This window comes from Paenibacillus solisilvae (assembly GCF_042656405.1).
GTDB classification, from domain to species: domain Bacteria; phylum Bacillota; class Bacilli; order Paenibacillales; family Paenibacillaceae; genus Paenibacillus_Z; species Paenibacillus_Z solisilvae.
Genome location: NZ_JBHSOW010000058.1, coordinates 105492 through 118577, shown reverse-complemented (window position 1 = coordinate 118577; position 13086 = coordinate 105492). Strand labels below are relative to the sequence as shown.

Annotated in this window: 8 protein-coding genes and 3 pseudogenes; 8 read left to right on the top strand and 3 right to left on the bottom strand. The window is 44.3% G+C overall.

Going from position 1 to position 13086, the window contains the following annotated elements:
- Positions 1–1763 precede the first annotated feature (1763 nt).
- Positions 1764–2183: an RDD family protein gene (locus ACFPYJ_RS16110; protein WP_379189183.1), complete on the bottom strand. Its 420-nt coding sequence runs from the start codon at positions 2181–2183 to the stop codon at positions 1764–1766.
- Between the two features lie 730 nt (positions 2184–2913).
- Between ACFPYJ_RS16110 and ACFPYJ_RS16105 the strand changes: the two are divergent.
- The 4 genes and pseudogenes from ACFPYJ_RS16105 to ACFPYJ_RS16090 all read left to right on the top strand — a co-directional run.
- A pseudogene (locus tag ACFPYJ_RS16105) lies at positions 2914–2997 on the top strand (ABC transporter permease); the annotation flags it as partial.
- 129 nt (positions 2998–3126) lie between these two features.
- Positions 3127–3342, top strand: a complete 216-nt coding sequence (locus ACFPYJ_RS16100; RefSeq protein ID WP_379189182.1) for a hypothetical protein — start codon at positions 3127–3129, stop codon at positions 3340–3342.
- 212 nt (positions 3343–3554) lie between these two features.
- The gene (gene lepB / locus ACFPYJ_RS16095) at positions 3555–4208 is read left to right on the top strand and encodes a signal peptidase I (protein ID WP_379189181.1); all 654 of its coding nucleotides are present in this window, start codon (positions 3555–3557) and stop codon (positions 4206–4208) included.
- Between the two features lie 494 nt (positions 4209–4702).
- Positions 4703–4864: pseudogene (locus tag ACFPYJ_RS16090) on the top strand (IS110 family RNA-guided transposase); the annotation flags it as partial.
- A 463-nt stretch (positions 4865–5327) separates the two neighbouring features.
- Here ACFPYJ_RS16090 and ACFPYJ_RS16085 read toward each other — a convergent pair.
- The gene (locus ACFPYJ_RS16085) at positions 5328–6269 is read right to left on the bottom strand and encodes a helix-turn-helix domain-containing protein (RefSeq protein WP_379189179.1); all 942 of its coding nucleotides are present in this window, start codon (positions 6267–6269) and stop codon (positions 5328–5330) included.
- A gap of 395 nt (positions 6270–6664) precedes the next feature.
- On the opposite strand from ACFPYJ_RS16085, the gene ACFPYJ_RS16080 reads away from it, so the two are divergent.
- From ACFPYJ_RS16080 to ACFPYJ_RS16065, 4 genes and pseudogenes are all read left to right on the top strand, one after another.
- On the top strand, positions 6665–9367 hold the full coding sequence (locus ACFPYJ_RS16080) for a UxaA family hydrolase (RefSeq protein WP_379189178.1): 2703 nt from the start codon (positions 6665–6667) through the stop codon (positions 9365–9367).
- Positions 9368–9399: 32 nt separating this feature from the next.
- Positions 9400–10365, top strand: coding sequence for an aldo/keto reductase (locus ACFPYJ_RS16075; protein ID WP_379189177.1), 966 nt, complete (start codon positions 9400–9402; stop codon positions 10363–10365).
- A 414-nt stretch (positions 10366–10779) separates the two neighbouring features.
- Positions 10780–11070: pseudogene (locus ACFPYJ_RS16070) on the top strand (sigma factor); the annotation flags it as partial.
- A gap of 197 nt (positions 11071–11267) precedes the next feature.
- A complete protein-coding gene (locus tag ACFPYJ_RS16065; protein WP_379189176.1) occupies positions 11268–12077 on the top strand; it encodes a hypothetical protein in 810 nt (269 codons plus the stop codon).
- Here ACFPYJ_RS16065 and ACFPYJ_RS16060 read toward each other — a convergent pair.
- Entirely contained in the window at positions 12046–13056 is a 1011-nt protein-coding gene (locus ACFPYJ_RS16060) for a LacI family DNA-binding transcriptional regulator (RefSeq protein WP_379189175.1), read from the bottom strand. The two genes, ACFPYJ_RS16065 and ACFPYJ_RS16060, sit on opposite strands and share 32 nt — an antisense overlap.
- Positions 13057–13086: the final 30 nt, after the last annotated feature.

Below are 13086 nucleotides of genomic sequence, written 5' to 3'. Positions count from 1 at the left end.
GTTCACTCATTCCTTATGGTACCATAAGGTTTTTTTTCTGAGTGTCTACTTGAAGGGGATAATACCAGTTCTCCTATATTTATGCGGGTTTTCACTTACATACTTAAATATGTAATAAAAACCTCCCCAATTTTTAAAAAAATAATTTATTCCACTCTAAAATTGCACTTTGGGTCAGAATTATCCCATCAAACATGTCATTTATGTAATTAAGGAGAGCTACAACAAATTATTTGGGGATATGAAGCAAGGGAACGGCGATCAGCATGAAGATGTTCGGTCAAGCTGTTCGCACATAAAGTGGTGTTACACACAGCGGCAACGACATAGAATTAATGGCATAAAATATGGAGGGAGATATCTAAAAATACAGATCGATAACGCAAATGGTCTACAGCTTCGAAACTAAAGTGGTGACGGTTGATAAAATACTTCCGTTTTCGGTATAGAAAAGTCCGAAAAGCTGCTCCGGAGATGCCGAAGAAACCAATTACACTATTAGAGGTGTTTGCAATCCATGAATAACGGAATGGAGAAGCAATTATAGCTAAAACGATTAAAGAAAAATTTTATTTTTTTAAGATGAACAATCGTGCCCATAATGAAGTCTTTTCTTATATCACTGGAGAGGAGACTGCTAAATGAAACGAATCATTGAATCAGTCATGCAACGAGCGACGATTGAACTCAATCATGATCCTAAAATACCTCATTCAAATTAAAGTTTAGTATTTAAATCCAATATCTGTTTCCCAAAACCGACTTATACATATTTATAAAATCCGACTTTTATGATGTATTGCTTTAAAGCTTTAAAGAGTTACTAAATTCCATCCAAAAAGTCGATGACGGAGACTTCCCCACAGCCCAAGCAGCCTGTCATTCTCGCCATATCGAAAAATAGCCGATTAGAGGAGGTTACTCTATTAATAAATTATTCGGAGTTTTAGGATCCTTGATAGGTTTACTGATCTTTGCAAAAACTACTTACCTCGGAACTTCAGCACAGTTTAGCTGGCCAATGCATTTTATGCTTCTTCTTCCTTCTTGCTTAGCACTCTATGCATCGTTTGTTTCTAACCTATCTCTTTTAATTATTGCACTTGTTTGGTCATCTCCATTTTCTATTTACATTTCTTTTAATGAAGGATTATTTAAATATTCCTGGATCATTCTTTTGCTCTATACCATTTCTTGTATAATTACTCTCACTAAAAGAATAAAAAAATAGAGGGAGGGTTAAAGAGCTGCCAGTTGTTTGGACAAGAGCCTGACGCTTCAGTCCGTTATGCGCCTGCATTGGAGCAGTCCAAAGCTCAATGACACACTTTATGAGCGAACAAACTAGGGCAGCCCAAGTCTTTGCAAATTTCAAACAATTGTATTTTTCATTTTGTATGACTACCTTCCTCTTTATGTTTTTTTAGCACGCATAATATATATAAAAAGGCCTGTCATTTTTTAAGGAAATTGAATCGAACCAGAAAATTATTTTTCTCAACAAAAATAGGACCTAAGAAGATCCTTTGTGGCGATTGAAATATAAGGTTGCGGAAAGCGCTATTATCACAACCATATTTATATTAATCCGTAATAGCTTCCCGCAACCTTTCGAGAATAATTGTACTTACAAAACAAAAACTTGCTTCAACTGTCGGTGTTGACTGGAAATCATGGACTTCTTTGTAGTTGAATTGCAAAATAAGCCGGCGAAGAAGAGCCCGGATTTTTTCGAGATGGTTGCTTAAATACTGTCTGCGTCCCTAGTTTTCTTTGGTAACGATGGTGTTCACCATCCGATCATGCAGCGCTTGGCGTGAGTTTCCCAGTGCGATTAAGTACCCGATTCCTAAGAGGATGGTGGAAATGAACTTCCCAATAAACTCACGCCCGAACATCGTCCATCTGTTGATCGGTGTCCCGTTCTCTTTGACAATCCGAATGGAAAACACTCGCTTCCCCAAGGTCTGCCCGTTCGTGTTCACCGGCACTTCAATGTAATAAATCCATCCGATAAACAGCCCGATTATTCCAGCAATGATGTTGATGGTGACCGCGTTTTCCGTTCCTCCCGCACCATAAACATAGCCAACAATCATACCCGCAATACCCGCCATCATATTCGCTACAAATCCGTCAAACGCTTGCGCCGCAAACCTGCGCATAAATGAAGCTTTTTCCATTGAATCCGCGCTCCATTCTTATTCAAAATTGAGCTGCTGCTTCTTGAATTATTCTTGATTTGCCTTAATTCAAAGAACACCTAAGAAGTCATCATCACTTAAGTCATCATTAATATTAAGACATTCATAGCAGCCATCACGTGTTACGCTATAGTGTTCTGCCTCGATGTCGCGACTACACTTCTCACAAGTGTAAAGAATGTAATTTTCGTGAATAGAAAGGATTCGATTAGTCGGAACGAACAACCGTTTATCGTTGTAGATAAAACTGATGAAAGGTACACTGTTTAATTGGTGAAGGAGGTCGGAGCTGAGTCCTAGGTACACTTTAGTGTAAAAGCTTGGTTTGCCTTTGACTTCGCTTAGAGTGATATCGTAATAACCCTCTTTGACTTTCTTGTTACTCATATGGAAAAGACCACCTCCTCATTGGGAATGATGATATATATGGCCTAGTGGAGCAAATCAGACTTTAAGGGTGAGAAGATAAAATCTTATCGGGACACATCAGTAACAGTCGAACAAATGAGACAGATACTCAGGTTCCTGATCGGTCAGAAGTAAAAGGGAAAAGAGATTATGCCATGCTCCGTTTTGTTCTGGGGAGTGGCATTACGCCGCGGGGAAGAAGCGACAATTGACGTACAAGATTTTGATCCGGATATGTGCACAATTGGCAAAGGTAAGGGTACACAGAAGGAATCACGTTCCACCTTACAGTGGGGGCATTTCCTACCCGATTATCTTCCTGCCGTTTATCAGCTCGGCGTTTGTGCCGACCGAGTCGATGCCGTTGGTAAGAAGCTCAATTGCAACAATCGTGGGCCAACATACATATGTATAAAATAAGCGGTTATATACAGATGTCCTGACGGACGTTGAGCTAACTGGCAGTTATGCGCAACAAAATCCATTATCATTACGTACAGGAGAATAGGAGAAAATGGAGGAAATAAATACCATAGGAGGAAAGGAGTTATTGATGAATCAAGAAAAGGGCTTACTAGAAATAAAAAAACGCTTGGAGAGTCTCGAGAACCAAGCCCATAATAAAACACAGGTATCAGGCATAGTTAAGTTTGTAATAAGCTTTATGATTGTGTTTGTATTGATGTTGGTAGTGATTGGATTAATCCAATTTATACGTACTTCCAATTAAGCTCTAAATTGATGCTCTCCCGAGAGAAATAGACGATATAACTCAAGACGACTTACAAAAATTTATTGACGTGGTTGTCGCATCTCCTGCCAACGAGCTAAACGAAAGATTGCTGGCAAAATCGGCAGTCTTTGTTCACCTAACAGGAGTTTAACGCAACATTCGGTATATTTTAGTGTCCTAATTTAATGGAAGAAAAAGGAGCAAAAATAATGAGAAAAGCAATTTTTTCTTTTATTATTTTATTTGTAATTACGGGGTGCAGTTCTGGTGGCACGCCCATCACAATTACGGACTCCACGACAAAACCAACGATTATTACTTTGACTCAAAATGAGGTGAATCCTGATCAGTTCGTCTATAATCACAACTATGACAATATGGATCGAGGTAATCATGATTATGAAGGGCAGGTTGTGATTGATTTAAAATATTATAACAAGAATGCAATTAGCCGCGGCGATATCGTATATTTCAAAAATCCTGAAACTAAAAAGAATCTGGGTGAGTACAGTATTTCTAGAGTAATCGGGCTCCCCGGCGAAAAAGTAAAAATTGACAAAGGACAAATCTATATTAACGGCAAATTTCTTGATACTTTTTACGGAAGAGCCCATCGAGGGGGGCATGATCTTGAAAGTTTGAAAAAAATTTTAAAGAATAGTGATTTAGATAATCGCACCAGAAAGAATATCGAAAATGACGTGAATTATTTTCAAGAATCAACCAAGAACGAAATCGAGATCCCCGAAGACAGTGTTTATCTTGTAGGTGATGATTGGCTTCGCAGTAATGATAGCAGGTTCTTCACTCCAATACCGACAGAAAACGTTGAAGGGAAAGTACTTGGGGTGATTGGTCCTTAGGCAGTAATTTTATATATTGTTCAGCTAACAAAAAACGATACATGAGGCCAGCCGGGCAGTCCTTTATTACGCTCCCATGGAAGAACGCAATGTACTTCCATAATCTGTGGTGTCGCATGAGCGGCATGGATGGCTAACGGGCACGATAGTGGAGAAGCTTTGAATCCTAGGCTTTCTAGCTTGCGAACCGTTTGTTTTACAATCGCGTCTTGTTGACGCTTTTCAAAATATTGTCCACTAAGGCTGCTTAGTGCTCTAATTATATAATTGTCTACTTGACGGGGGAAGTTCAACGCTGGTGGACCTTTTTATCATTGCGAAAGTATTGGTCCAAACCTTACAGATAGCATAATGGTTAATCCGGAAACGAAAAAAGAGCTTGAGTTTCTGACATCTCAATAACGGAGAAATTATTCAATACGATGGGAACGATAGCTTGATACAGATAATATCGAGGCAACCGAAATAAACGGGATTCCTTTTATAAATGCATTCGTCATCTGCATGAGCATAATGTGCAAGAAAAGAAGATGAAAAAGCAGCAATCCATATTTAAGCTAATTGGGAAGCTGGCTCGAATTCTAGTCGGTATTGTTCAACGAGGAGAAACGTTCACGCCAGAGAAAACCGTCTTGACCTGGACAGAAGCAGCTTAAGTTAAGATGCATCACGTAAATTGACTCATTCGCAGGATTTCGACCAAAGAAAGCACGGAGGACCGAGTACGTACCCGATTAGGGCATAGACCCATCCGCTAAACGCTATCGGTTCCCTGAAGGTTTACCATCCCACGACTCGACGGGTCTACGCCCTTACATTCCTTCGTTACACCTATCCAAGGTGTGGAGGGTTCAAATAATAACTTAGTATGAGGGGTTTTTTACACTGTAGATAAAGTGGGTCATAGTTAGCATCTCAAGATGAATTGAAGTCTTTATCTGATATTTTGTTATTGGAAGTTTAAATCATTCACTTGATATTATTCGCAATTACCAATTTGCCATCTGGCAGCCAACGTACTGAAGTAATATAGTATTGATTGTCCTCTTGCTCATGCTTGAAAATGTCCTCAATCATTTGTGTGGATATTTTCTTACCCACGCTGATCGTGAACTCTTGTCACTCGTATAATAGGGCAATCTTCGTACCGTCAGGAGATGACGACACCCCATAAAATGGTTTATCAGATTCATTAATTACTTTTTTGCGATATAGGCTTGGGGTAACGCCAGTAAACTTCTTAAATAACTTATGAAAATAAGGTAAGCTCTCATAACCGCAATTGTGGGCGATCGTCTCAATACTTAAGTCAGTAGTTAAAAGAAGCTCCTTTGCAGTTGAAATTCGCTTGGCATTCACATAGTCGGTGATGTTCATCCCGGTTAGTTGTTTAAACGCCCTAGATAAATGAGCGGCTGATACTGAAGTGTACTTAGCCAAATACGAAAGTCCAGCGATTTGGTTAGTGTGAAACTGATCTATGTGTTGAAGTATGTTTAGTAACCAGGAGGGTCCGACATCGGACGAGGCCAGTTGATGATGGGATTCTTTTAATATCAAACGATTAATGCTGATCAGAAGGCTATTTAAATGTAGTTGAACTGCGTATCTAAAACCAGCTTCGTGTATTTCCAATTCTTCATGCATTTGTTTGAGTTTTTCTTCAAGCATAGGGCGCATGGCCGCTGGGACAACAAGCTTATAGCTCTTATATTTTCGGGATCGCTCAAAAACTTGCATATTCGTAAACGAATCACCTGCCGAATAATGCCCGATCAGTTGCGGATCAAAAAAGAGAGCAGTGGCAGTAATTGGAGATTCAGAATCTGGCAATGCCTGATGAATGGTATTTCCAGGAATGATGAAGAGGTCTCCTTCATTCATCTCATAGAGCATTTTGTTTAAGAAAAACGTACCTTTTCCACTATAAACATAAACCAATTCAAAGCGATCATGAAGATGCTCTGGTAGTTCACGATTTGGTGTCTTTTGGTCCTTAAATACAATGTCAAATGGCAGGAGGTGGTTGTTAATAAAGTTCTTTATAAGCGGTTTTTGCATTTTCCGAACCTCCCCAGATCATCTCACTTCGTTATTGTCTTATTTATAGAATATCAAAATAGAGTATGTTTTTGCAAAGGTAAAGAATTAACAAATGCCATATTTCTAGTACAATAATATGTGCGTACACCGAAATCAAGGAGGCTATGTTCTCTAAAAAATTGATGCCTATCAACATTTTTGGAGTATGCAGCGGAAAGATTATGGATGGATTACACCGAAGTTGACGGAGTGATACAAAGACTTTTTGCCTGAATGCTCATCAACTGGATGGGAATATTGTTGTTTAAACAGCACAAACCTTGGAAAAAACTCAATTTATTCTATTATAGGCTGAATCGAATCCTGGGATTCGTCCTCATTCCACACGTAAGCATTAAAGGAGCCAGTCATCGATGGACGTTGTTTACCAATTTGAAGAAATAGCGAGACTTCCCTTGCCCGGGGATAACTGCGCCGTTGCGATTCACCAATTGAACTCCGGTACCATCATTAAGTATGAAGGCCAGTTCCTCGTCTTGGATTACACGGTTATGGAAGGCCATCGATTTGCGGTGAAAGCAATCGCTATTGGCGAAGATCTGCTTTCGTGGCATTTGCCTTTCGGCGTGGCACTTAAGCCGATTCAGCCCGGCCAATATGTGATCAACGAAACAGTACGGGAAGCGCTCAGTGTGCGTCGTTTGACATTCGTGGTGCCATTGGAGCCCAATTTCACTGATCAAGTTTCTCCTTATATCCTTGATGAGGAGAACTTCCGGCCGGCACAGTCATCGCCAGTTTTTAAGGATACGCGCACTTTCATGGGATATCGCCGCCATGAAGATCGCGGGGTTGGAACCCGGAACTACATCGTACTGCTTGGCACCACCTCGCACACGGGGAGCTACGTGAATGAGCTTGCCACTCGTCTGCAAGGCGAATGGAAGAACGATTCGAATATAGACGGGATCGTTCCCGTCGCTCACACGGAGGGCGGCACAGAGAAGCCGAATAATGTGGACTTGCTGCTGCGGACGCTCGCAGGTTTCATGGTCAACCCGAACGTCGGAGCGGTGTTGGTTGTCGATTATGGCAATGAATCGGTTACGAACAAAATGGTGGAGGCTTATGCACGCGAACATAGCTATCCGATCGATGAAGTGCTGCATAATTTCGTGTCGCTCACAGGCAGCTTCGAAGAGGAGCTGGTTAAAGGTGAAGCGATAGTACGGGAATGGCTGTCAACGGTTGACACGATGCAGCGGACGCATGAATCCATCCGCCACTTGCGAATTGGCTTGCAGTGCGGCGGTTCGGACGCATTTTCCGGAGTATCCGCGAATCCGCTGCTCGGCTGGGTTTCGGAACAATTGGTGCGTTATGGCGGTGCGGCTAGTATTGCCGAAACGGATGAGTTGATTGGCGCGGAGCCATATGTCCTGTCGAAAGTACGTAACGTGGAAACCGCGCGCAAATTTCTGGAAATTGTGAACCGATTTAAGGAGCGCACGTCCTGGCACGGCACCAGTGCGGAAGGTAACCCGTCAGGCGGCAACATGTATCGCGGCTTGTACAACATCTATCTCAAATCTATAGGCGCCGCTATGAAGAAAGACCCGACAACGCGGATCGATTATGTAACTGAGTACGGGGAGCTCATGAAGGATGGCGGGTACTATTTCATGGACAGCCCTGGCAATGACCTAGAGAGCATCGCCGGACAGGTAGCCGCAGGCTGCAACATGATCTTCTTTGCAACGGGAAATGGTTCGATCACCAACTTTCCGTATGTGCCTACGGTCAAGGTGGTCACGACAACTCGCCGCTTCCAATTGCTGTCGAACGATATGGATGTGAACGCGGGGCAGTATCTGGAAGGCAAGTCCATGGATGAGCTGGGCAAAGAGGTATTCGAGTTGGCGCTCCACATTGCCTCTGGTCAGCGAAGCGTCGGCGAGAATGCGGGCCATGCACAAGTACAAATTTGGCGCAACTGGCAGCAGAACGATGCGAGTCAGCTGGGGACGCTGCTTCACACTCCTGTACCGACAGGAGATCCGATAGAAATTGAAGATAATGCTGTAACGATGGCTAATCCGATCCAATTTTCCTTTACTCGGCATCGCAATCGGCAGTCCAGTGACAATATCGGCTTGATCGTGCCGACCAGTCTTTGTGCCGGACAGGTAGCTGGCATGATCACACGGCGCCTGAACGAGCAAGGATTAGGGTATCCCGAGCGCTCGCGCTTTGTCACATTGGCGCACACGGAAGGCTGCGGCACCTCGGGGGGGCCAGCTGAATCACTGTTTGCCCGCACGATGATCGGCTATATTACGCATCCGATGGTGGAGCATTGTTTGCTGCTAGAGCATGGCTGTGAGAAAACGCATAACGACTACATGCGCCATCAGATGGATGTGATGGGTGTCGATGCGAGCCGTCTTGGTTATGCCAGCATCCAGCTCGACGGTGGAATTGCCAAGGTGAGCGAGAAGGTTGAGGCCTGGTTCGCCGATCGATTGGTTGCGGCCGATCCTGCGGAGAAGGTGACGGTCGGTCTGGAAGGGCTGTGCATCGGGATCGTAAGCGTTGGTGCCATTAACAAAGATGCCGGCGAGCAGCTAGAGGCACTGACCAAGATGATTGTCGGGGCCGGAGGCTTGGTTGTCGTTCCCGAGAACAGCGGATTACTTGCCGAGCAAGCGTTCAGTCAGCATCTATTTAGCACGTCTCAAGTTAGGCCGACTATTGCCTATGGGGAACACATCCGCCGAAACGGCTTCCACATTATGGAGACTCCAACAACGCATGGGGTGGAGACGATCACAGGACTAGCCGCCACAGGTGTGGAATTAATAATCGCGCTGATCGGTGATCGTCCGATGCAGACGCATCCTTTCGTCCCAATGCTGCAAGTGACGTCGGAACAGGCAGTACTGCATAACCATAAGCAAGATGTTGATTTGGTACTCGAGGGCAACCCTAGCTTATGGGTGAATCATATTCTCGAGCGTAGCAAAGAAATTTTGGAACATACTTATGTGCCGCGTCTCTATCAGCAAGGTAATATCGATTTTCAAATGACACGGGGCTTTTTGGGTGTGTCGTTATAATCCAGTTAATATCAGAAAGCGAGGAACACTCCATGGCGAACTCATTATTATCCCAACGGCCGTTTGGCAGTACTGGCCTACTCATATCACCGCTATGTATTGGAGCTGCTCCGCTCGGGGATATGCCGGAGACCTTTCAATATAGCACGTCGGAAGAACAAGCATTGGTGACGTTGCGTACCGCCTTCGAAAGCCCAATCAACTTTCTGGATACGGCTGCGGCATACGGCGAAGGCGAGAGCGAACGGCGAATCGGTAAGGCCATTCATGCGAATGGTGGTATTCCCGCAGGTTACGTGCTGGCCACCAAAGCCGACCGCGACTTTATAACCGGCGACTTCAGCGGCGAACAGATCAAACGTTCCATCGAAGGAAGTCTCGAACGCTTAGGACTTGAACGTCTGCAATACGTTTACATCCACGATCCTGAACATACCACCTTCGAAAATGTAATGGGATCCGGCGGACCGTTAGAAGTACTGCAAAATTTTCAAGAGCATGGAGTCATCGACCACATCGGCATATCCGGCGGACCAATCGATATGCTCATTCGTTATGTCGAAACGGGAGCGTTCAGTGCGGTTGAAACCCACAATCGATATACGCTGCTCAATCGGGCTGCCGAACCTTTGCTTGATGTCGCGAGTCGTATTGGCGTGGCGGTCATTAACGCCGCTCCTTATGGCAGTGGCATATTGGCCAAAGGACCAGATGCATACGCACGTTATGCCTATAGCGAAGCTCCGCCACTCGTATTGGAGAGAGCGCGTATGTTCGCCAAGGTTTGCCTGGAATACGATGTTCCGCTTGCCGCCGCCGCACTTCAATTTTCGCTTCGCGACCCGCGGATCGCTAGTACGGTCGTCGGCATGAGTAAACCGGAACGGGTAGCCCAGACGTTGGAGCTCGCGAATTACCCGATTGCCCCTGAGCTATGGCCGGCGCTTGATGCCTTTGGCTATGATACGGAAGATCCTGAAGAGTATCGATTTGCTTAGTGGGTGGGGGTAAATCATGGTCATCTAGATCAATTCGTAACCGAGTTGCCCGGGTGATTCATGAATTGTAATAATAATCTCGTCCCTAAGAGAATGTCTTTGGGGCGGGATTTTTTAGTTGCTCACAAAGGTGATTACACTGGAATTAACTTGGACGCAGCGGTACCCGGACTGTCCACAAAAAACCAATAATGCAAGCGCTTTTGCTACCGATTATTTCCCTGCCAGTTATCATTCGGAGCTGGGGATAAGTCGCAGTTATGTTTCAAGGATTGAGAAAAGGGTGCATTTCAGTTTGGAGATAAAAGCCTGTCTGTTTCTGTACGATGCTGCCCATGCACCACATTACCATCTATTTTCTAGCGAATTAGTCATGAGGCAATAATTCAATTTTGGCCACTCCAGGACGGTCATATGATTGTTAGAGTGCGTAACTTTACCTTTCTTCGTGTTCACAACCTCAAAAAATTCGACAACACAGGTGAAGACTTCGAGGATCTGATCTCGATTGGGACGATTGGATTGATCAAGGCAATCGAGAGCTTTCAGACCGGTAAAGGCACGACACTTGCGACTTTTGCAGCCCGCTGTATTGGTAACGAAATACTTATGCTCCTTCGGTCTCTGAAGAAGACTAGGAAAGACGTATCGCTTCATGATCCGATTGAGACGGATAAGGAAGGTAACGAGATTACGTTGATCGATAGGTCGACCAGAAAGATCTGGTGACCTCATAATACGAACGGACAGGATAGCGCAACAAACTCGAACAATATATCGTGTTGAATAAGAAATGACCAGTATCCTTTGACTCGCTAGCAAGTTCACTTAACGTTGTAAGCTGGATGTAGAAGCAATGGATAAAAAAAGGGTCATCATTTTTCATGAAAGAGGGTCATATATTGAGAAAAGCAATTTTACTTTCTTGTATTACTCTCCTCGTTATTAGCATCTTTTTATGGTTCTACAGATGGGAAGATGGGCCCGACCTCGATGTCGCCGCAACCATAAAGGCGAAGATTACATTTGATCGACTTGCTAAACAATCCTGGCGGACGGAATATAGCTTTACAGATGGCAAAACTGTAACTCCGACATTCACCGAGGAGCTAATTGATAACAAGGTGAAGGAAGTCATCGACGATGTTCCAGTGGAGAATGAGTCGACGCTTGCATTAAAAGGTGAAGTAACGCAATTCGAACATCTGGTGAGCGAAATATCAGATAAAATCCAAAGCAGTCAGGATATTCAGAATAAAAGCAGCAGTTCGATGGATATCTACTATAAAAATGCCACTAAATTGAGAAATGACAAAACAACCTCTCTCAATAATTGGGTATTCTTCCCTCCAGACATTGAAGGATCGTGCTGGGTAATAGACACACCTCGTTTTACGAAAGATCTTTCCAAGCAACAATTGACCGACGTCAATAATTGGTGCTCTGCTCAAAAAGCAAAAGATCAATTAAAATTGGATCTTGATAAGGCCAATAAGCAACTATATCAACAGCAAGCATCTTTTGATCTGCGGATAAAAGGAAAAGCTGAAGCCATGCTAACTGATCAGGCGTGGGATTCTGGTAAGCCTCGACTGGAGAAAGTTGCGCCTCAGACTCGCTACCGTAATGGACATATGTACAAAATCCGAATTTTGCGCACAAGTGGTGAGCGTCTTTTTTCTAAACATTTAATTTGCCCGTCGATTCCCTGACGATCAGCTCCGGCTGCATAACGATTCTTTGCTTGATTTCATCCGTGTTCTCCAAGCTGCGAATCAGCAAGTCGAATGCCAGCTTGACCATTTGGTCCATTGGCTGGGCGATCGTTGTAAGCGCCGGATTCGTCACGGTAGAGAGAATCGTATCATCAAAGCCGATAATCGACAGCTGCTCGGGTACCCGTACTCCCGTTTCCTTGGCGGCTTGCAATGCACCGATAGCAAGCAAATCGTTGCAGCAAAATATCGCCGATGGACTGTTTTCCCTGCGAATTAGTGCCGCAGCTGCCCGTTTTCCATCTCTGATGCTGGAATCGCACGAGATAATATCCGCTTCGTCTAGAGCGATTCCCGCCTCGAACAGCGCAAATCGAAAACCTCGGACCCGCTCGAAACTGCTGGTTACCTTGAAATTTTCTGACAACACCGCAATCCGGCGATGGCCTTTGCTAAGCAAATGCTCGGCGGCAAGTGCCCCACCTTTGAAGTTGTCCGTCAGGACGCTGTGAACCTTTAGCGAGACGGCTTCCCTTGCAATCATGACGATAGACAACGATTTTTCCGTCAGCTGCCTCAGAATATCTGCATTTTCCACGCCGGTCCCGATCAAAATGCCGTCTACGCTTTTTTGCTCCAACAGCCGAATATATTTCTCTACCCGATCATCTTTGTTGTCCGTACTGCAAACGATGACGCTATACCCTTCGGAATGCGCCAAATCCTCCACAGAACGTGCAATCTCTGAGAAAAAGGGGTTGGATACATCGGGAATGAGCAGCCCGATTGTGTAAGTCTTCTTGCCCATCAAGGCCGAAGCGATCACGCTTGGCTTGTACTGGAGACGTTCCATCACCTTAAATATTTCATCGCGCTTTTTGTTACTTAATTTTCCTTTACCGTTTATCGCATTGGAGACGGTCGCGATGGAGACGCCCGCCTCCTTGGCAACATCATATATCGTGGTCGCTTTCATGCCCAACCTCATTATCGTCGGATGTTAAGG

What these genes read in the sequence shown, in the direction of transcription:
- ACFPYJ_RS16110 (WP_379189183.1), bottom strand. Translation starts at nt 2,183, where the DNA reads ATGGAAAAAGCTTCATTTATGCGCAGGTTTGCGGCGCAAGCGTTTGAC.
- ACFPYJ_RS16100 (WP_379189182.1), top strand. Translation starts at nt 3,127, where the DNA reads ATGGAGGAAATAAATACCATAGGAGGAAAGGAGTTATTGATGAATCAA.
- lepB (WP_379189181.1), top strand. Translation starts at nt 3,555, where the DNA reads ATGAGAAAAGCAATTTTTTCTTTTATTATTTTATTTGTAATTACGGGG.
- ACFPYJ_RS16085 (WP_379189179.1), bottom strand. Translation starts at nt 6,269, where the DNA reads ATGCAAAAACCGCTTATAAAGAACTTTATTAACAACCACCTCCTGCCA.
- ACFPYJ_RS16080 (WP_379189178.1), top strand. Translation starts at nt 6,665, where the DNA reads ATGGACGTTGTTTACCAATTTGAAGAAATAGCGAGACTTCCCTTGCCC.
- ACFPYJ_RS16075 (WP_379189177.1), top strand. Translation starts at nt 9,400, where the DNA reads ATGGCGAACTCATTATTATCCCAACGGCCGTTTGGCAGTACTGGCCTA.
- ACFPYJ_RS16060 (WP_379189175.1), bottom strand. Translation starts at nt 13,056, where the DNA reads ATGAAAGCGACCACGATATATGATGTTGCCAAGGAGGCGGGCGTCTCC.